Consider the following 20,046-nt stretch of genomic DNA (forward strand, 5'->3'; position numbering starts at 1 on the left):
CACCCCGACTGCCCGCCCTCGCCCGCGCCTCCGCCCTCCCCTTCACACTCGCCCTCGCCCGCGCCCCCAACGCCGGCCCCGTGGGCGCCTCCGGCCCCGCTCCCCGAAACGTATTCCGGTACATCCGCGGCGACACCCCCAGCGCCGACTGCAGATGCTGCCGCAGCGACGCCGCCGTCCCGAAGCCGGCCTCCGTCGCGATCCGGTCCACCGTCAGCTCCGTCTCCTCCAGCAACTGCCGTGCCCGCTCGATCCGTTGCTGGGTCAGCCACTGCAACGGCGAGATCCCCACCTCCTCCCGGAACCGCCGGGTGAAGGTCCGCACGCTCATCGCCTCGCACGCCGCGAGCTCCCGCAGCGTCACCGGCCGGTCCAGGTGTTCCAGCGCCCAGGCCCGCGCCCGGCCCGTCGAGGACACCTGCGGCTCCGGCACCGGCCGCCGGATGTACTGCGCCTGGCCGCCCTCCCGGTGCGGAGGTACGACGGTCCGCCGGGCCACGTCATTGGCGACGGCCGCCCCGTGGTCACACCGGACCATGTGCAGACACAGGTCGATGCCCGACGCGACCCCCGCCGCCGTCAGCACGTCCCCCTCATCCGTGTACAACACGTCCGCGTCCAGTTCGACGTGCGGAAACAGCCGGCGGAAGTCGTCCACCGACCGCCAGTGCGTGGTCGCCCGCCGCCCGTCCAGGAGCCCGGCCGCCGCGAGCACGAACGCGCCCGTACAGATCGACGCGATCCGCGTCCCGGGCCGGATCCGCCCCAGCGCCTCGGCCAGTTCCGCGCTCAGCCGCCCGGCCGTACGCTCCGCCCGGTCGTAATCCGCCCCGGAGGCCGGCACGACCACGGTGTCGGCCTCGGCAAGCGCCTCCGGCCCGTGCGCCACACACACCGTGAAATCCGTGTCCGTCCGCACCTCACCCGGCTCCAGCGCACAGGTCACCAGCTCGTAGAGCCGCTCCCCGTCCGCCGAACGGGCCTCGCCGAAGATCCGGTGCACGATGCCCACCTCGATCGGCAGCATCCCGTCCCGCACCAGCACCGCCACCCGATGCCGCCGCACCCCATCCCCGTCCCTCACTCGCCCCACCCCATCCCACGACACCTCATGGCCCGATCCTTGCACAGTATGGCCATCCGGCCACTCGTCCGTACGCCCACCCGCCCGGACAGTGGGTGTCATGAAGATCCTCTGGCTGTTCGCCCACCCCGACCCGCGCTCCCTGAGCGGCGCCCTCAAGGACGAAGGCCTGCGCGCGCTCGAAGCCCACGGCCACGAGTACCGCGTCTCCGACCTGTACGCCATGAAATGGAACCCGGTGGTCGACGCCACCGACTACGGCCACGACCCCGCCGACCGCCTCCACATCGGCCCGGCCTCCGAACGTGCCTACCACCAGGGCCACTTGAGCCCGGACATCGCCGTGGAACAAGAGAAGGTCACCTGGGCGGACACCGTGATCATCCAGTTCCCCCTGTGGTGGTACGGCATGCCCGCCATCCTCAAGGGCTGGTTCGACCGCGTCTTCATCAAGGGCTTCGCCTTCGGCCACACCGACTCGGAGACCGGCCGCCCACTGCGCTACGGCGACGGCCGGCTCACCGGCAAGCGCGCCATGGTGATCACCACCGCCGGCGCCCGCGCCGCCACCCTGGGCCCGCGCGGCGTCAACGGCGACCTCAACGATCTCCTCTTCCCCCTGCAGCACGGCACCCTCTGGTACACCGGCATGTCGGTCCTCCCGCCCCTCCTGATCCCCGCCGCGGACCGCACCACTCCCACCGCCTACGCAACCGCCGCCACCCGACTACGCGAGCGCCTGCGCACCCTCCCCACCACAGAGCCCCTCGCCTTCCGCCACCAGAACACCGGCGACTACGACGACAACCTCCTCCTCCACCCCCACCTCACCCCCACACCCCCCACAGGCCCCTCCGCCCACTACACAACCCCGCCCCCACCCCACCACCCCTGACACACGGGCACACGGGCACACGGCCGCACGGGCACACGGGCACACGGGCACACGGGCACAAACCCCCAGCCGGCGGGCACGCAAAAGCCTCGAAACGCAAGGAAAGCCTCAGAAGGCGAGGAAAGCCCGGAGCGAAAAACACCAGGAACGCAAAAAGCCGCAGGACCGTGGATAGAGATCCACGGTCCTGCGGCGTCAGTAGCGGGGACAGGATTTGAACCTGCGACCTCTGGGTTATGAGCCCAGCGAGCTACCGAGCTGCTCCACCCCGCGTCGGTTCCCCGAACACTACGCGACTCCAGCCCCCACGCCTAATCCTTTCCCACCACCGACCACAACACCGACACTCACCGGGTCCGACCAGGCCCGGTCCGGCCAGGCCGGCCCCGGCACCAGACTGCCCGCGGTAGCGGGATCGCCAACAGTGACCCCGATGACACTGAGGATTTGGACGACTTTCCCAAAAGACCCAAGGCCCAAGCCCAAGCCCAAGCCCAAGGTCCAAGACCCACTCATCCCAGCCGTACACACAGTCACGGGGGCGCCGCTGCACACGACAGCAGAGAGCCGGAGAGCACAACGGGCTGCAAGGCAGCGTGAACATGCACCGTTGTCGATAAGCGTGAGCATGCCCCGTTGTCGGTACGAGGCGCGAGGTCAGGCAGACCGAGGCACGATGGTCACCGCACGGTAGTCGTAGCCGTCCTGCTTGAAGCCGGGGGCTTCCCACACGAGGTCCACTTGCTGGCCGGGCAGCAGTGTTCGGAAGCCGGCCGACTGGATGTCGGAGTAGTGGCCGAAGCAGCCGCCGGGCGTCTCGGGGCAGTCGAGCACGCCCCACCCTTCCTCGTCGCGCCACTCGCGGACAATCGCGGTCACCATAGGCGGAACCCTACCGGCTGCCTTGTCTGCGCCAGTTGTTCGTCATGCGGAGAGTCAACGGAGCTGGTCGTCGACGGGAAAGCCGTCGATGGCGTCCTGTCAGCAGAACCAGCTGCCCTATCCCCTGTCCCATCCCCTGGCCGCATCGCCTCCGTCTGCGCCGTGGTGCGGCACCGGAAGGTCCGGCTCTCCGCCAGCCGGTCGAAACCCAAGCGATAGTCGAAGTCCCCGTGTCCCGCCCGTGTTTGCCGTCTGCGCTACGCGTCGAAGCCGTAGTGCGGGAGGGGCGAAAGGCGGCCCAGGAGGGGTGGAGGTGTCCAATAGGTCAGTCGCCCGACCCTTCGAATCGAACACTGCTCAGGCCCGCGGCTGGGTGAAGCGAATGCGGTTGCCGAAGGGGTCGCGGAGGCCGCAATCGGTTCCGTAGGGACGATCGGTGGGTTCCTCGGTGAACTCCACGCCCCGGCCCAGCAGCGTCTCGTAGGTCTTGCGGCAGTCGTCCGTGGTGAAGATGAGCCAGCCGCCCATCGCGCCCTTGGTCACCAACTCCCGTACCTGCTCAGCGGTTTGCTCGGACATCGCCGGCGCGCCGGGCTTCTCCAGCAGAATCTGGCGCTCGGGGTGCCCGGGGACGCTGACGGTCAGCCAGCGCATGAAGCCCATGTCGACGTCGGCGGTGACCTCAAGGCCGAGCTTGCCGACGTAGAAGTCGAGGGCCTCGTCCTGGTCCAGGACGTATATCTGCGAATGCGTGATGGCGTTGAACATGTCCCTCACGCTACTGAGCACACCGGACGAAAACTTATCCAAAACTGATCAGTCGACGGCGTTCCGCGCACTGGGAGCTGGCGGCCGGCGCGAGCGGTCAGGCGCTCGGTCGCGCCCACGCCATCGTGAAGCAGGTGGGCACGCCCGTGGCCGCCGCTTGCTTGCGGTACTCCCTCGGTGACCGGCCGACGATGTCATGGAAGGTGCGGCTGAAGGTCCCGGGACTGTTGAAGCCCACCTCGAAGCTGATGTCGGTCACCCGGCGATCGGTCTCCCGCAGCAGGAACATCGCGCGTTCGACCCGACGGCGCTGCAGGTAGCGGTGCGGCGTCTCACCGAACGTGGCCCGGAAGACGCGCGAGAAGTGCGCCTCCGACACATGGGCGATCCGCGCCAGTGCCGCTACGTCCAAGGGCTGCGCATAGGCACGGTCCATCGCATCCCGCGCTCGAAGCATGCGGCGGTTGCTCTCCTCTGCAGCACGGCTCACGGCGCCATCACACCACAGCTCTGCTACGACCAAAGACGGTGCCGTGACCGCTCTCCGCTGCCCATATTGGTGAGGTACTGGGCCCGCGCCGGCCGGACGTGGATCCGTACGGAGGCGTCGTCACCGTCCGGCAGGCGCTTCAGCGGTCGGCAAGGAGCTGCCGACCGTCGCCCACATGATCATGGAACCCCCGGCCCCCAGCTCGCTCCGCGTACCCATCGACATCCACACATCCACACATCCGCACCTTCGTACGGCTCGACTCCCAGCGCTCCGCGTTCGACCGCATCGGGAACGCGCTGAGGGGCGACGGCAGCCGACGGGACGATGACGACGACACCGCCGGTGCCCCAGTGACCGTCTTCCGCACTCCACATCGCCCCTCGGAGGCGGTTGCCGTCAACCACTGCCGTCAAGAGAAACACCAGAGGCCCCGTTCGATATCGAACGGGGCCTCTGGGCTGCTGTGCGCTCGGCAGGATTCGAACCTGCAACCTTCTGATCCGTAGTCAGATGCTCTATCCGTTAAGCTACGAGCGCTTGGCTTTCCGGCGGTTTTTCTTGCCGGTCGGCGTTGCGGGAACAACATTACATGACCTGCGGCGTCAGGCGAAATCCATTCCCCTCACCCCCTCTGACCTGCGAAAATGTGTTCGCGGGCGGGATTGGGGGCGAGCCGGGGCCGGGTCGGCGGTCGGCGATCCGAGTGAAGTTCGGGCGAGGGGAGCCCTCTTCGGGGCGGGGCTGGACGGACTGGACGGGCGGGCTCGACGCCGGGTGTGAGGGGGGCCACTAAGAAGGGAAGCCCGGGGAAGAGCTGGGGAAGGTTCCGGGGAAGATCCGGGGAACTCTTCGGGGACGGTTCCGGGGAACGCTTCGGGCAAGCTCCAGGGAAGGTTCCAGAGAAAGTCAGCCCAGGGATTCAGGCCCAGGAATCAAGGAAGCGTCCGGGCAGACCAGGAGAGAGATCTCCGGGGTCGTCCCCCAAAGCCTCCGCGACGCCCGGAACAGGCCGCACAGCCCCCGCAGTACCCGGGACGTGCCACGAAGCCTCCGCGATGCCCGCGATGGGCCGCGCAGCCCCCGCAGTGCCCGGGACGACCCCCAAAGCCCCCGCAAAGCCGCCGGAAAGCGTTCAGGCCCCGGTCGGGGTGACCGGGGCCTGGACGGAGACGAGCGGAGGCGGAGGGATTTGAACCCTCGATCGGGGGTAAACCCGAAACCGCATTAGCAGTGCGGCGCCATAGACCGGACTAGGCGACGCCTCCACGCACCCCACGCGCGCAGGCGCGCTGTGGTGTGTGTCGATGATGGCACAGCTCCGAGGGCTGTCACCAATCGCCCCCTACGGTACTAGGCGCGCGGGCCACCCGGCAAAGACGTTCCTGCGGCGCAACGTCGGGGGCGGCGGCGCGTTAGGAGTGTGGGGCCGTGGCGATCTCTGTGTCGTGCGCCCCCGGCGTGTACGTACCGCGTACCGCCCCGCACTCGCCTCTCTGGAGCCTGTGATGTCGCACCGCCGGACGTCGTCCCCCTTCGCCGCCGCTGCCACCGCCGTCACCGCAGCCACCGCCGTGCTGGCCCTGGTGGCGCCCGTCGCGTCGGCCGCCCCGATCCCGCTCGCCCATTTCCGGTCCGGCGGCGGCGTGACGGGGGCGGGTCACCACGCCCCGAGCGGGAGCGACCATGGGGGCGGAAGCCACGGGGGCGGGAGGGCCGGCGGGCAGCAGGCGTTCGTCGGGCCGGATCTGCTGGTCGGGCGGGATACGCATCGGGGGCAGCTGGCCACGCCCTATGGGCGGTCGGAGGGGGCGGACGGCCAGGGACCGGATCGTCGGCCGGCCTCCCCTGTCCGCCATGCCGCCCACCACGGCGACCACCACGGCGACCACCACGCCGCCCGGCCCGTCGCCCCGGCGGACCGGCATGGGGCCCAGGGGGCGCCGCGGGATCACCTCACCGTTACCGTCCACCGGTCCGGGTCGGCGCACACGGACGGGACCTTCGAGCTGTATTGCCACCCTGCACACGGGACGCACCACCATGTGCGGCGGGCGTGCGCCAAGCTCGACTCCATGACGCGGTGGGGCAAGGACCCGTTCGCGCCGGTGCCGCAGCACGCGCAGTGCACCATGATCTACGGCGGACCGGCGACCGCACATGTCACCGGGACGTGGGCCGGGCGGCCCGTCAACGCGGACTTCCGGCGCACCAATGGGTGTGAGATCGAACGCTGGAGCCGCTTCGAACCTCTGCTCCCGGCGACCAGTTCGTGACCCGTTTCGTGCCGCAGTAGCGTCCCAGGTCAGGACGAGGGGCACATGTCGGGCGTGCGGCGAGTCGCACGGCGCCGCGGCATAACCTCCCCGTCATCCGCCTCCGCGTCGCGCGCGAGTGCCCGTAGACTCCATCCCGACGGTCCGCCGCGGCGGGCCCGGCACGGTGCGGTAACAGGAGGGAAGCGTCTCGTGAGCAGCAGGCCATCCCGAGGCGCTGCTCGCCTCGCAGCCATACTCGACGCCCTCCCCGACGCGCTGTTGCTCGTCAACTGCAACGGCACCGTCGTCAACGCCAACACCATCGCGCTGGAGACCTTCGAGGCGCCGGGCACGGCCCTGGTCGGGCGCGGTCTGCTGGACCTGCTGCCGGACTTCGACTCCAAGCGGATCCCGGGCTCGATGCGGCGCCGGGACGAGGAGGTCTCGGGGCAGCGGACGAAGCCGACGCGGATGGTCGCGCGGCGGACGGACGGCACCGAGCTGCTGGTCGAGGTGACCAGCGCGAACCTGGAGGACGGCCGGACCCCGTACGAGTCCGCCTTCGAGGCCGCCTACGCGGATCACCGCGGCTACACCGGCGACGAGCTGCTGATGCTCGTCGTACGGGACCTGAGCGGCACGCTGGACACCGAGGCCGAGCTGGCCCGCCAGCAGCGGCAGACCGAGATGATCCTGCGGGCCGCGGCCGAGGGTGTGGTCGGGGTCGATTCCGAGGGCAAGGTCGTCCTGGTCAACCCGTCCGCGGCGCAGATCCTCGGGTACCGGGCGAGTGAGCTGGGCGGGAAGGAACTGCATCCGCTCGTCCATCACTCGCGGGCGGACGGGTCGGCGCTGCCCTGGGAGGACACGCCGCTGGCCGACACGCTCAAGTCGGGGCGCAAGCACCGGGTCCGCGGGCAGGTGCTGTGGGCGAAGGACGGGCGTGCGGTGGCCGTGGATCTGACCACGGCGCCGGTACGGGACGGCGACCAGCTGGTCGGCGCGGTGATGACCTTCACCGACCGGCGGGCCCTGGACGCGCTGGCGGCCCGGCACGCCCAGCTGCTGGCCGTTCTGGAGCAGGCGCTGCGCGGTCCGCTGGAGGAGCTGAAGGGCGAGCTGGGCACGCTGGCGTCCGATCCGGCCGGCCAGCTGTGGCCGGAGGCGAACCAGATCCTGCACCACCTCGCGGCCGGCCACGCCCGGATGACGACGCTGGTGGACAACGTCCTGAGCTATCAGCGGCTGGACGCCGGCAAGGAGAAGCTGAACCGCGCGAAGGTGTCGCTGGACGGTGTGGTCGCCGCGGGCGTGGAGGGCGCGATCGAGCTGATCGGGCCGGGCCGGGCGCAGTTCGCGGTGCACGCCCCGCCGATAGAGGCGGTGGTGGACGCGGAGCGGATCGCGCAGGCGCTGTCGCATCTGATCGCGGATGTGGCGGGCGTGGATTCGACGGGGCGGATGCCGGTCGGTGACGACGCCATGGGGACCGGCGGGCGTACCGCGATTCCCGGGGACTCGACGATCGTGGTGGCGGCGGCCAAGCGCGGCGAGGTCGTACGGATCGAGGTGCGCGGGCCGTTCGGTGGCGGTGACCCGGTGCACGAGCCGCTGGTCCGCGGGATCGTGCGGAAGCACGGCGGGCTGTTGCAGACCCATGAGGTGCCAGGCAGTGGGCCCGGTACAGGCGGCAGCGCGTATGTGCTGGAGCTGCCGGTGGGGATCGAGGGCGCGGACGGCGCGGCGTCGGCGGACGGTGCCGCGGAGGGCGGGACGACGGAGGTACCGGTCGGCAACGAGACGACGGTGATGCCGGTCCCGACCGCGCGGGCCCGGGGTACGCAGGTCGACGCGGCGGACGAGAGCGGAACGGGCCAGGGGCCCGCGGTGGCTGACGGCGGTACCGATGGGGCCGGTGAGTCCCTCGGTGCCGGTGTGGAGCAGGGTGCGTCGGTGCCGGCGCAGGCCGGTGGCGCGTCGCCGACCGGACGCCGGCGGGCCCGGCGCCCCGGTGGGGAGCAGGGCGCGCCCGAGGGTGCGCCGGTCGAGCCGGTGGCTGCCGAGGGCGAGGGCCCGGCGCTGCCGCCAGGTATGGCGGGTGCCGAGGCCGTGCCTCCTACGGGGCGCCGGCGGGCGCGGCAGGGTGCCACGGAGGGCGCCGGGCTGCCCGCGCTGCCCTCGGGTGCGGACCCGTCCGCCGGTCGGCAGCCGGGGCAGGCGCCGGCCGCCGGGCCGGACCGGGGCGAGGCCGTCACCGGGCCGGGCGCGGCGGCCGGGCCGTCGACGGGCCCTGTGCCGGCACGTCCGCAGATTCCGGGCCAGGCCCCGGCGCCCGCCCAGCCGCAGGGGCTGGGTCCCGTCCAGCCGGCCGGCCGGCGGGCCCGCCGGGCGCTGGCCGAGGCGCCGGAGCGCGCCGCGCAGGGCGAGCGGGGCCGGGCGCCGGCCGCCACCGGTGCCGCGCAGCAGGGCGGGCAGCGGACGGCGTTCGCGCTGCCGCCGGCCGCGGCGGACCGGGCCCCGCAGCCGGCGCCGTCGGGGCTGCCCGCGCTGCCCGCGGTCGCCGATCAGGTGCCCGCGCAGGCGGCCGGCCCGCAGGAGGCCGGCGGTACGGGCCGGCGCCGGGCGCGCCGGCCGGTGGCCGGCGGTCCGGAGGCCATGCCGCCCGCCGGGCAGCCCGGGTACGCCCTGGAGGCTGCCGCCGGGAGCGCCGACTCGGCCGAGATGCAAGGCGATTGGGACGAGCCGACCGGACGCCGTAGGGCCCGCCGGGCGGCCGCCGAGGAGCGCGCGGCGGCCGCGATGGCCGACTCCGAGTCGTCCGGGACGTTCGTGGCCGGGCCGGAGGGTCTGGTGGCACAGCCCGCCGGTTCCGACGGTTCCGCCGAGCCGGCCGGTCCTGGGGGTGCGGCCGGGGCCGTGGCCGGTCCGGCGCCCGGTGTCGCGCCGGTGCCGGGCGGGGACGCGCCCGCCGGGCCCGAGGTACCGCCCGTACCGACCGGACGCCGTCGTGGCCGCCCCAGCCCCGCCGAGGAGGCGCCCGCGGCGCCCGTACCCGCGCAGGGCGGGCCGGGCGGCCACCCGCTCCGTCAGCCGCTCCCGCCGGGCTCCGAGGACGAGGCGGCGGCCCAGGGCCGGGCGTTCAGCGTGCGCACGCTCGGGCAGGGCGTGCCGTTCGCGCAGCAGATCGCCGGGCAGCAGCGGCCGTTGCCGCCCGGCAGCACCCCGCCCGGCGGTACGTCCGCGGGTTCGGGCCGGCGCCGTAAGCTCGCCGCGCCGCCGCAGGACGGTGAGCGCGCGGCGGCCGCCGGGGCCGTACCGGACGGTGCCGGGCCGCGTCCCGGTCCGCAGCCGGCCGCGCCGCAGGACCGTGCGCCGGCGGCCGGTCAGCCCGCGGCACAGCCGCAGCCGCAGCCGCATCTGATGGACACCAGCGAGGGGCGGGCCTTCGCGATCTCCGCGCCCGACGAGGGCAGCGAGGGCCCCGAGCCGCTGGACGGGCCGAACGGCGCCATAGAGGTGATGGATCGTCAGCCCATGCCGATGGACGACGAGCTGCCGCCGGAGCCGCTGGACAATCCGCGCCGGCTGCTGGTCTGGCCGGCGCCGGACGTCGCCACCCAGCAGGCGCTCAGCGACCGCGGCTACCGCCCGGTGATCGTCAACTCCCGTGAGGAGGTCGACGCGCAGATCGCGGCGTACCCCGCGGCGCTCTTCGTCGACCCGCTGACCGGGCCGATCACCCGTACCGCGCTGCAGTCGCTGCGGCAGGCGGCGGGCGCGGCCGAGGTGCCGGTGCTGGTGACCGCCGGTCTGGGGCAGGCGACCCGGGAGGCCGCCTACGGGGCGGACCCGGCGGTGCTGCTCAAGGCACTGGCGCCGCGGGACAGCGAGAACCACCCGCCGCGGGTGCTGCTGATCGAGCAGAACGACGCCATCGCCGGGGCGCTGATCACGTCGCTGGAGCGGCGCGGGATGCAGGTCGCGCGGGCCGGCGCGGACGCCGACGCGGTGACCCTGGCGGCGCAGATGCGCCCGAACCTCGTCGTGATGGACCTGATGCAGGTGCGTCGCCGGCGGGCCGGGATCGTCGACTGGCTGCGCGCGAACGGGCTGCTCGACCACACCCCGCTGGTCGTCTACACCTCCGCCGACCTTGACCCGGCACAGCTGCCGCGGTTGGCGGCCGGCGAGACGGTGCTCTTCCTGGCGGAGCGTTCGACGAGCGACGAGGTGCAGTCCCGGATCGTCGATCTGCTGGCCAAGATCGGTACCAACTAGAAGCAGGCGGTACCGGGCGCCCGGTCGTCGGGCGCCCGGTGGGGCCGGTTCAGGCCAGCAGCGTCACGTCCAGCTCGCCGTCCGCGTACTGCCGCCGCAGCACCTTCTTGTCGAACTTGCCCACGCTGGTCTTGGGCACCGCCGGGATCACCGCCCAGCGCTCCGGCAGCTGCCAGCGGGCGATCCGCTCGCCGAGGAACGCCTTGAGGTCCTCGTAGCCGATGGTGGCGCCCTGGTTCAGGACGACGGTCGCCAGCGGCCGCTCGCCCCACTTGTCGTCCGGTACGGCGACCACCGCGGCCTCCGTGACGTCCGGGTGCGCCATCAGGTGGTTCTCCAGCTCGACCGAGGAGATCCATTCGCCGCCGGACTTGATGACGTCCTTGGCGCGGTCGGTCAGGGTCAGATAGCCGTCCGGGGTGAGGGTGCCGACGTCACCGGTGCGCAGCCAGCCGTCGGGGCTGAACTTGTCGTCGGGGCGCAGCGGTTCGCCCTGGGCGCCGCCGTAGTAGGCGCCGGCGATCCACGGGCCGCGGACCTCCAGCTCGCCCGCCGCGGTGCCGTCGTGCGGCAGCTGCGCGCCGTCCGGGCCGATCAGCCGGGCCTCGACGGAGGCGGGGAAGCGGCCCTGGGTGGCGCGGTAGGCCCACTCCTCCTCGCCGCTCACCCCGGCCGGCGGGTGCGAGACGGAGCCCAGCGGCGAGGTCTCGGTCATGCCCCAGGCGTGTACGACGCGGATGCCGTGCCGGTCCTCGAAGCCGCGCATCAGGGCGGGCGGGCAGGCGGAGCCGCCGATGACGACGGTCCGCAGGCAGGCCACGTCCCTCTTGTGGGCGTCGAGTTCGGCGAGCAGGCCCTGCCAGATGGTGGGGACCGCGGCGCCGATGGTGGGCCGTACGGTCTCGATCATCTCGGCGAGCGGGGCGGGCTGCAGGAAGCGGTCCGGCATCAGCAGCGAGGCGCCGGCCATGAAGGCGGCGTGCGGCAGGCCCCAGGCGTTGACGTGGAACATCGGCACGACGGGCAGGGTGATGTCGCGCGTCGAGAGCGCGAACGCCTCGGCGGTGTTGACCTGGAGCGAGTGCAGGTAGAGCGAACGGTGGCTGTAGAGCACGCCCTTGGGGTCGCCGGTGGTGCCGGAGGTGTAACAGAGGGCCGCGGCGTCCCGTTCGTCGAGTTCCGGCCAGTCGTACGTCTCCGGGCGGTCGGCGATGAGCTCCTCGTAGTCGTGCACCCGGGCCCGCGCGCCGTCCAGGACGGACCGGTCGCCGGGGCCGACGACCACGATGTGCCGGAGGGTCTCCAGCTGGGGCAGCAGCGGGGCGAGCAGCGGCAGCAGGCTGCCGTTGACGAGGACGACCCGGTCCTCGGCGTGGTTGATGATCCACACCAGCTGCTCGGCGGGCAGCCGCAGGTTGAGGGTGTGCAGCACCGCCCCCATGGAGGGGATGGCGAGGTAGGCCTCCATGTGTTCGGCGTTGTTCCACATCAGCGTGCCGACCCGGTCCTCGTCGGCCACCGACAACTCGTCGCGCAGCGCGTGGGCCAGCTGGGCGGCCCGGCGGCCGATCTCGGCGAAGCTGCGGCGGTGCGGCTCGCCACCCGTCCAGGTGGTCACCTGGGACCGACCGTGGACCGTGGATCCGTGGGTCAGAATCCGTGAGATCAGCAGCGGTACGTCCTGCATCGTGCTGTACACCAGGGGCCTCCCAAAACAGCGGCCGTTACGCGAGGGTAATTTCCTGGTGATTGTGCTGGCATACCATGCGGTATGTCACTAGCCGGCGGCCACCGGACTGATTTCTTCCTTCTGTTCGGTTACCTGCGTGCGAGTTCGGTCACCTGCGGACGGGATTCGGTCACCTGCGGCCGGCCGGGACGTGAGCCCGGCGTTCACCCACAGGGATGGCCCGCCGGGCGGGTTGCTTGTGTGGCGCCGGGGCGGGCCGCACGCTGGCGGGCAACCGGTCACCTCTGCTCACTGGAGCCCCTCATGCGCCCCCACCTCCGCCGTTGCCTCGTCCTCGCCGCCCTGGGCGGTGTCAGCGTGCTGGCGTCCGGTGCTGCCCAGGCGGCGCCGCGGGCCACCGAGGTCCTGCGGCCGGCCGACGGCGGGGCGGCGCCCGGGCACCGGCCGTTCGGCGGGCACTTCGACCCGGTCGTCGGACACGGCGGAGGGGTCGTCGCGGGCGGCGGGGAGCTGCTGGTCAGCCGGGCCGGCGGGGCCTGAGCCCGGGGCGGCACGGCCGCCCGAGCCGGCCGCACCGCCACTCCCGGCCCTCAGGCCCGTGGCTCGACCGTCGGCAGCAGCGCCTGGAGGACCAGCACCGACAGGTCGTCCTCCACCGGGCCGGTGCCGAAGTCGTGGGCGGCCCGCCGTACGTGCTCGGCCAGCGCCTTGGCGCCCAGCCCGAGGCCGTCCCGGAGCACCTCGATCAGGCCGTCGTTGTCGTCCAACTGCCAGTTGCCGCACCGCCGTTCGGTGACCCCGTCGGTGACACAGAGCAGGGTCTCGCCGGGCCGCAGGTCGAAGGAGCTGGCCTGGTACTCGGTGCCCTCGTCGATGCCGAGCAGCATCTGCGGTTCGGAGGCCGGCTCGACGGTGCCGTCGACGAACATGTGCAGCGGCGGTGGATGCCCGGCGCTGGCGACCGTACAACGGGCGCCGGGCACGCCGGGGTCGACCTCCAGCTCGCCGTACAGCAGGCTCAGGAAGCGGGCGCCGGCCTGCTCGCCGCCCAGCTCCAGGGCCTCGGCGGTCTCCTCGGCCATGGCGAGGTTCAGCCGGCCGAGGACGGACTCCACGCCGTGCCCCTCGCGGGCCAGCAGCCGAACGAGGTGCCGGGCCAGCCCGGTGACGGACATCGCCTCGGGGTCCTTGCCCTGGACGTCGCCGAGCAGGAAGCACCAGCGGCGGCCGCCCATGGGGAAGACGTCGTAGAAGTCGCCGCCGACGGTCTGCCCCTCGCCGTGCGGCTCGTAGACGATCGCGGTGTCCACGCCCTCGATGCTGGCCAGTGAGGCGGGCAGCTGGCGGCGCTGGAGGGCCAGGCTGATGGTGGTCTGCCGGGTGTACTGACGGGCGGTGTGGACGGCCTGGGCGACCCGCCGCGCGACGTCCTCGACCATCCGCACCACGGTGTCGGTCATCCGCAGCTGTCCGGCCCGGCCGAGCAGCAGGACGCCCTGGTCGGTGTCGCGGGCGGTGAGCGGGAAGGCGAGCGCCGAGCCGCCCGCCGGGGACGCGCCGGCGCGTTCCGGCCAGGGCCAGGGGGTGCCGCCGGTGCGGAACATCTCACGGGGCGGGTCGCGCTCCAGGTCGGCGCGGAGCGGGGGGATGCGCCGCTCGTCGACGTGCCAGACGCGGGACAGCTGCCGTTCGCCGCCCTCGGTGCTCAGCCAGATGGCGCACCAGTCGGCGAGCCGGGGGACCAGCAGCTGGGCGGCGAGCGCGGTGACCAGGTCCTGGTCGAGCTGGCCGGCCAGCAGCTCGCTGGTCTCGGCGAGGAAGGACGGGCCGCCGCGGTCGGCCCATTCGGCGGCGTGCGCGCCGGGGAGCCGCGCGGTGTCCTGGTGGTCCGGGCGGGCCGGGGCCTCGGCGCGGCGCCGCTCGTCCGGGGGCTGGGGCTGGGACGGGCTGACCGGTTCGCCCTCGGTGGCCTCCAGCCGGAACCAGACCGTCTTGACCGCCCTGCGGTAGGTGACGCCCCAGGCCGCCGACAGCGCGCTGACCAGCTGGAGGCCGTATCCGGGCTCTCCCGTGCGGGCGTCCACCCCGCCGCGTACGCCCCGGGCCGGGTGGCGGTCGGAGACCTCCAGGACCACGCCCACCGTCGCCGGGCCGCTCCCCGTTTCGGGGTCGGGCGGCGGGCCGTGTTCCAGGCGGCAGGTCACGTCGATGTCGGTGCCGGCGTACATCACGGCGTTGGTGACCAGCTCGCTGGTGAGCAGAACCGCGGTGTAGATGAGTTCGGAGCTGATCGCCGGGGCTCCCGGTCCGGCGGTGGCGGGTGGTGCGGCGGCCCGTTCGGTGAGCAGCGCGCGGACGAATTTGCGCGCGCCGGAAGCCGCGAGCTGGTTGGCCGGCAGACCCTTCCGGGACACGGTTTCCGTCGCGTACGGGCTGGACAGCGCTGCCACTACGGGCCCCTGATATACCGGGAGAATGTGATTACAAGCGCTTTATACTATGTCATACCCGCCCCAAAAGGATCTCTCCGCGGGAATGTGTCTCTCCACAACGATCATTGGGGGGAGGGCGCGTCATGGCTTCCGACCCGCCCCAGCCGGACGGCAACGGCCAATGGGTGCGCACGAGCGAACTGCGGCCGCTGCTCGCAGCGATGAACGCGCTGCGCGACGGGGACTTCACCAGCCGCGTGGAGATCCCGGACGGCCCCGCCGGGAACGGTGTCCTGGCGGACCTGGTCGGCGCCCTCAACCAGATCGTGGCCCGTAACGCCCATCTGTCCTCCGAACTCCAACGGGTGCGCGGAGAGATCATCCGGCAGGGCCGGCTGGACGAGCGGATCTCCGCCAGCCCCGGCCAGGGCGCCTGGACGACCAGCATCGAGGCGGCCAACACCGTGCTGGACGCGCTGGTGGTCCCGCTGGCCAAGGCCACCCGGGTGCTGGACGCAGTGGCCGACGGCGATCTGACCCAGCACGTCGAGCTGCACGACGGCAGCCGGGAGCTCCGCGGCGATCTGCGCCGTCTGGGCAGCGGGGTCAACCGCATGGTCGACCAGCTCTCCCTGTTCACCGGCGAGGTCACCCGGGTGGCCCGTGAGGTCGGCACCGAGGGCCGGCTCGGCGGCCGGGCCCGGGTCCAGGGGCTGTCCGGCGACTGGCTGCACGTGACCGAGGCGGTCAACACCATGGCGTCGCGGCTGACCGCGCAGGTCCGGGACATCGCGGTGGTCACCACGGCGGTGGCGCGCGGCGACCTGACCCAGCAGGTGACGGTCGAGGCCACCGGCGAGCTGCTGGAGCTGAAGCTGACCGTCAACAAAATGGTGGACCAGCTGCGGGCGTTCGCCGACGAGGTGACCCGGGTGGCCCGCGAGGTCGGCACCGAGGGCCAGCTGGGCGGCCGCGCCCAGGTCAGGGGAGTTTCCGGGGTCTGGAAGGACCTCACCGACAACGTCAACTTCATGGCGTCCAACCTGACCTGGCAGGTCCGCAACATCGCGCAGGTGACCACGGCCGTCGCCAACGGTGACCTGAGCCAGAAGATCACCGTGGACGCGCGCGGCGAGATCCTCGAACTGAAGTCGACGATCAACACCATGGTCGACCAGCTCTCCGCCTTCGCCGACGAGGTCACCCGCGTCGCCCGTGAGGTCGGCACCGAAGGCCAGCTGGGCGGCCGCGCCCAGGTCCGAGGCGTGTCCGGGGTCTGGAAGGACCTCACGGAGAGCGTCAACTTCATGGCGGACAACCTGACCTCCCAGGTCCGCAACATCGCCCAGGTCGCCACCGCGGTCGCGGAGGGCGACCTCGGCAAGAAGATCACCGTCGAGGCGAAGGGCGAGATCCTCGAACTGAAGTCGACGATCAACACCATGGTCGACCAGCTCTCCGCCTTCGCCGACGAGGTCACCCGCGTCGCCCGCGAGGTCGGCACCGAGGGCAACCTGGGCGGTCAGGCGCAGGTCAGGGGCGTGTCCGGGGTCTGGAAGGACCTCACCGACAACGTCAACTCGATGGCGCTCAACCTGACCTCCCAGGTCCGCAACATCGCCCAGGTGACCACGGCCGTCGCCAACGGTGACCTGTCCAAGAAGATCGACGTCGACGCCCGCGGCGAGATCCTCGAACTCAAGGACACCGTCAACACCATGGTCAAGCAGCTGCGGGCGTTCGCCGACGAGGTGACCCGCGTCGCCCGCGAGGTCGGCACCGAGGGCCGGCTCGGCGGCCGCGCCCAGGTCCACGGCGTGTCCGGCGTCTGGAAGAACCTCACCGACAACGTCAACTTCATGGCGGACAACCTGACGTCCCAGGTCCGCAACATCGCCCAGGTCGCCACCGCCGTCGCCAAGGGCGACCTGTCCAAGAAGATCGACGTCGACGCCCGCGGCGAGATCCTCGAACTCAAGACGACGATCAACACCATGGTCGACACCCTCTCCTCGTTCTCCTCCGAGGTGACCCGGGTCGCCCGCGAGGTCGGCAGCGAGGGGCAGCTGGGCGGCCAGGCCCGGGTCGAGGGCGTCTACGGCACCTGGAAGCGGCTGACCACCAGCGTCAACGACCTGGCGCTGAACCTGACGACGCAGGTGCGCGCGATCGCCGAGGTGGCCAGCGCGGTCACCCAGGGCGACATGTCCGGCTCGATCACCGTGGACGCCCAGGGCGAGGTCGCCGCGCTGAAGAACAACATCAACCTGATGGTGGCCAACCTCCGCGAGACCACCCGCGCCAAGGACTGGCTGGAGTCCAACCTCGCCCGTATCGCCAGCCTCATGCAGGGTCACCGCGACCTGGTCGAGGTCGCCGACCTGATCCTGCGTGAGCTGACCCCGCTGGTGAACGCCCAGTTCGGCGCGTTCTTCCTGGCCGAGGCGGGCGCCGAGCCGGGCGAGGGCCTGGAGCTCATCGCCGGTTACGGCACCGGCCAGCTGGAGGGCCGGCGCTCCCTGCCGCGGCTGCGTCTGGGTACCCCCGGCTGGGGGCTGATCACCCAGGCCGCCATGGAGAAGAAGCGGATCGTGGTCGACGCCGTGCCGGCCGACTACATCACCATCAGCTCCGGCCTGGGCGCCGCCGCCCCGGCCAACATCGTCATCCTGCCGGTGCTCTTCGAGGACCAGGTGCTCGGCGTCATCGAGCTGGCGTCCTTCAGCCGCTTCAGCGACGTCCACCTCGCCTTCATCGACCAGTTCGTGAACACCATCGGGGTGTCCATCAACACCATCCTCGCCAACTCCCGTACCGAATCGCTCCTTTCGGAATCCCAGCGGCTCACCGCCGAACTCCGCCAGCGTTCCGACGAGTTGCAGCTCACCAACGCCGAACTGGAGGAGAAGGCCGCACTCCTCGCCACTTCCTCCCAGTACAAGTCCGAATTCCTGGCGAACATGTCGCACGAGCTGCGCACCCCGCTGAATTCCCTGCTGGTGCTCTCCCGGCTCCTCGCCGACAACCCCGACGGGCGGCTCTCCGCGCAGGAGGTGGAATTCGCGGTCACCATCCACCGGGCCGGCTCCGACCTGCTCCAGCTGATCAACGACATCCTCGACCTGTCGAAGATCGAGGCCGGCCGGATGGACGTGCACCCCAAGCCGCTGCCGCTCATCAAACTCCTCGACTACGTCCGCGCGACGTTCCGGCCGCTCACCGTCGACCGCGGCCTGACCTTCGACGTCAAGGTCGCCGACGACGTCCCCGAGGAACTGTTCTCCGACGAACAGCGCCTGCAGCAGATCCTCCGCAACCTCCTCTCCAACGCGGTGAAATTCACCTCCACCGGCGGCGTGGAACTCCTCGTGGCACGCGTTTCCGGGCGGCATTTCGAGGAGGAATCGCTGCGCACCGCCGACGACGTCGTCGCGTTCTCCGTCAAGGACACCGGTATCGGCATTCCGCCGGAGAAACTCGGCGGGATCTTCGAGGCGTTCCAGCAGTCCGAGGGCACCACCAACCGCAAATACGGCGGCACCGGCCTGGGCCTGTCCATCAGCCGCGACATGGCGGCGCTGCTCGGCGGCCGGATCGCCGCCGAGAGCGAACCCGACGTCGGCTCGACCTTCACCCTCTACGTCCCGGCCCGCTACACCGCACCGATCCCGGCCCTCGGCCCGGCCGCGCCACCCCGGCCCGTCGACGGCACCGAACCCCGGCCCAACGGCGGGCCCGAGGGCCGTCCCGGCGACACGGCGGAGCGCCGCCCGGGCGGCGGGACCGCCCGCGGAACCGGGCTCGCCCCCGTCACCCTGGGAGCACCGGCCGCCCCGACCGCCCCCACCGCGCCGTCCGCCCCGGCACCGGGTGGCCAGGGCCCGGGTCCGGCGAAGGGCGAGACCTCCCCCGTCCGGTCCGAGCCGGCAGCTTCCCGTACGGGCCCCCGCCCCGCCGACGGCGGCGACGTGACCTGGCCCGAGACCACCCGCCTCAAGGACTGGCTGAGCGGCCGCGCCGGCCGGATCCTGATGAACCGCCGGATCCTCATCGTCGACGACGACATCCGCAACGTCTTCGCGCTCACCCACGTACTGGGCCGGGTCGGCATCAATGTGAAATACGCCGAGAACGGCCGCGAGGGCCTTGAAGTTCTCGACCGGACACCGGACGTCTCCCTGGTGCTGATGGACATCATGATGCCGGAAATGGATGGTTACGAGATGATCAAGGCGATCCGACAAGCCCCCCGATTCGCGGACCTGCCGGTCATCGCGCTCACCGCTAAGGCCATGCCCGGCGACCGCGAAAAGGCGATCGAAAGCGGCGCCAACGATTACATCCCGAAACCGGTGGACGTGGACCGTCTCCTTTCGGTGATCTGCCAACTGCTGGACCCGAACGCGGCCCAGGAATCCGGGAGCGGCTGCGATCCGGATGGCGGGGACGGGGAGACCGGGAAGGCCGGGAAGGCCGGGGAGGCCAAGGAGGCCAAGGAGGCCGAGCTGACCGGGAAGACCGGGGAGGCCAAGCTGACCGGGAAGGCCGGGAAGACCGGAGAGGCCGACCGGGAGGACGACACGGCGGGGCCGGAGTCAGGGCGGCGGTCATGACGACGACACCGGACACCTCATCGAGCATCCTCATCGTCGACGACATGGAGGAGAACCTCGTCGCGCTGGAGGCCGTGCTGGGCTCGCTCACCCAGAAAGTCGTCCGCGCCCGCTCCGGCGAAGAAGCCCTCAAGGCAATGCTCCGCGAGGAATTCGCGGTGGTCCTCATCGACGTCCTGATGCCCGGCATGAACGGTTTCGAGACCGCGGCCAACATCAAGGGCCTGGACCAGACGAAGGACGTGCCCATCATTCTGCTCACCGGCGCCTCGGTCGACCCCAATTACGCCTACCGCGGTTACACGGTCGGCGCCGCCGACTTCCTCATCAAGCCCTTCGACCCCTGGCTCCTGCGCACCAAGGTGAACGTCTTCCTGGACCTCCACCGCAAAAACCGCCAACTGGCCGCGCAGGCTGAACAATTGAAACGCCTCCTGACGAACGAGAACCGCCCGGGCGCCGCCGAAACGGAACAGGCGGCTGGCTCAGCCACGTCCACGTCCACCTCCACCCCGACGGAGACTCGCGGGGCGGAGGAGGGGCATGGGCCGAAGGAGATCCGTGGCCTGGACGAGATCCCTGGGTCGGAGGAGGCCCGTGGGCCGGAGAAGGGGCCGGGGGAGGCCCGTGCGTCTGCCGACGGGCCAGAGAACGCG

The 20,046-nt window shown here is 71.8% G+C and carries 11 protein-coding genes, 3 tRNA genes and 1 pseudogene; 6 read left to right on the plus strand and 9 right to left on the minus strand.

Going from position 1 to position 20,046, the window contains the following annotated elements; translation table 11 throughout:
* Positions 1-1,186 (minus strand): helix-turn-helix domain-containing protein (locus IG62_RS0105185; RefSeq protein ID WP_267887857.1); only part of this gene is annotated, 1,186 nt, incomplete at its 3' end.
* Between IG62_RS0105185 and IG62_RS0105190 the strand changes: the two genes are divergently transcribed.
* Positions 1,185-1,979, plus strand: coding sequence for an NAD(P)H-dependent oxidoreductase (locus IG62_RS0105190; RefSeq protein WP_030798134.1), 795 nt, complete (start codon positions 1,185-1,187; stop codon positions 1,977-1,979). The genes IG62_RS0105185 and IG62_RS0105190 overlap by 2 nt on opposite strands.
* Before the next feature lie 199 nt (positions 1,980-2,178).
* Here IG62_RS0105190 and IG62_RS0105195 read toward each other — a convergent pair.
* The 6 genes from IG62_RS0105195 to IG62_RS0105220 all read right to left on the minus strand — a co-directional run bounded on the left by IG62_RS0105195 (position 2,179) and on the right by IG62_RS0105220 (position 5,387).
* Positions 2,179-2,252 (minus strand) — tRNA-Met (locus tag IG62_RS0105195).
* Between the two features lie 384 nt (positions 2,253-2,636).
* Positions 2,637-2,861, minus strand: a complete 225-nt coding sequence (locus IG62_RS0105200) for a cold-shock protein (RefSeq protein ID WP_030798135.1) — start codon at positions 2,859-2,861, stop codon at positions 2,637-2,639.
* 357 nt (positions 2,862-3,218) lie between these two features.
* Positions 3,219-3,629 carry a VOC family protein gene (locus IG62_RS0105205; protein WP_030798137.1) on the minus strand — a complete coding sequence of 137 codons (411 nt, stop codon included), beginning with the start codon at positions 3,627-3,629 and terminating at the stop codon, positions 3,219-3,221.
* Positions 3,630-3,726: 97 nt separating this feature from the next.
* Positions 3,727-4,119: a helix-turn-helix domain-containing protein gene (locus tag IG62_RS0105210; RefSeq protein ID WP_199812418.1), complete on the minus strand. Its 393-nt coding sequence runs from the start codon at positions 4,117-4,119 to the stop codon at positions 3,727-3,729.
* 467 nt (positions 4,120-4,586) lie between these two features.
* Positions 4,587-4,659: transfer RNA gene (locus IG62_RS0105215), tRNA-Arg, on the minus strand.
* Positions 4,660-5,296: 637 nt separating this feature from the next.
* Positions 5,297-5,387, minus strand: a tRNA-Ser gene (locus IG62_RS0105220).
* 240 nt (positions 5,388-5,627) lie between these two features.
* On the opposite strand from IG62_RS0105220, the gene IG62_RS50035 reads away from it, so the two are divergent.
* Positions 5,628-6,395: an SSI family serine proteinase inhibitor gene (locus IG62_RS50035; RefSeq protein WP_420711045.1), complete on the plus strand. Its 768-nt coding sequence runs from the start codon at positions 5,628-5,630 to the stop codon at positions 6,393-6,395.
* A gap of 192 nt (positions 6,396-6,587) precedes the next feature.
* Positions 6,588-10,655 (plus strand): PAS domain-containing protein, encoded by a 4,068-nt coding sequence (locus tag IG62_RS0105230; RefSeq protein ID WP_030798145.1) that lies wholly within the window; start codon positions 6,588-6,590, stop codon positions 10,653-10,655.
* 49 nt (positions 10,656-10,704) lie between these two features.
* Here IG62_RS0105230 and IG62_RS0105235 read toward each other — a convergent pair whose 3' ends face one another.
* Positions 10,705-12,354, minus strand: coding sequence for a long-chain fatty acid--CoA ligase (locus IG62_RS0105235; protein WP_030798148.1), 1,650 nt, complete (start codon positions 12,352-12,354; stop codon positions 10,705-10,707).
* 294 nt (positions 12,355-12,648) lie between these two features.
* Between IG62_RS0105235 and IG62_RS0105240 the strand changes: the two genes are divergently transcribed.
* Positions 12,649-12,885: a hypothetical protein gene (locus tag IG62_RS0105240; RefSeq protein WP_030798150.1), complete on the plus strand. Its 237-nt coding sequence runs from the start codon at positions 12,649-12,651 to the stop codon at positions 12,883-12,885.
* Between the two features lie 50 nt (positions 12,886-12,935).
* Here the strand turns inward: IG62_RS0105240 and IG62_RS0105245 are convergent, their stop codons facing one another.
* Positions 12,936-14,795 carry a SpoIIE family protein phosphatase gene (locus IG62_RS0105245; protein WP_030798151.1) on the minus strand — a complete coding sequence of 620 codons (1,860 nt, stop codon included), beginning with the start codon at positions 14,793-14,795 and terminating at the stop codon, positions 12,936-12,938.
* A 125-nt stretch (positions 14,796-14,920) separates the two neighbouring features.
* On the opposite strand from IG62_RS0105245, the gene IG62_RS0105250 reads away from it, so the two are divergent.
* Positions 14,921-19,390 (plus strand): HAMP domain-containing protein, encoded by a 4,470-nt coding sequence (locus tag IG62_RS0105250; RefSeq protein WP_051797649.1) that lies wholly within the window; start codon positions 14,921-14,923, stop codon positions 19,388-19,390.
* A pseudogene (locus IG62_RS49780) lies at positions 19,387-19,831 on the plus strand (response regulator); the annotation flags it as partial. The gene IG62_RS0105250 and the pseudogene IG62_RS49780, both read left to right, overlap by 4 nt.
* Positions 19,832-20,046 lie beyond the last annotated feature (215 nt).

This window comes from Streptomyces sp. NRRL S-337, from assembly GCF_000720175.1.
Classification (GTDB): domain Bacteria; phylum Actinomycetota; class Actinomycetes; order Streptomycetales; family Streptomycetaceae; genus Streptomyces; species Streptomyces siderophoricus.

What these genes read in the sequence shown, in the direction of transcription:
- IG62_RS0105190 (WP_030798134.1), top strand. Translation starts at nt 1,185, where the DNA reads ATGAAGATCCTCTGGCTGTTCGCCCACCCCGACCCGCGCTCCCTGAGC.
- IG62_RS0105200 (WP_030798135.1), bottom strand. Translation starts at nt 2,861, where the DNA reads ATGGTGACCGCGATTGTCCGCGAGTGGCGCGACGAGGAAGGGTGGGGC.
- IG62_RS0105205 (WP_030798137.1), bottom strand. Translation starts at nt 3,629, where the DNA reads ATGTTCAACGCCATCACGCATTCGCAGATATACGTCCTGGACCAGGAC.
- IG62_RS50035 (WP_420711045.1), top strand. Translation starts at nt 5,628, where the DNA reads ATGTCGCACCGCCGGACGTCGTCCCCCTTCGCCGCCGCTGCCACCGCC.
- IG62_RS0105240 (WP_030798150.1), top strand. Translation starts at nt 12,649, where the DNA reads ATGCGCCCCCACCTCCGCCGTTGCCTCGTCCTCGCCGCCCTGGGCGGT.
- IG62_RS0105250 (WP_051797649.1), top strand. Translation starts at nt 14,921, where the DNA reads ATGGCTTCCGACCCGCCCCAGCCGGACGGCAACGGCCAATGGGTGCGC.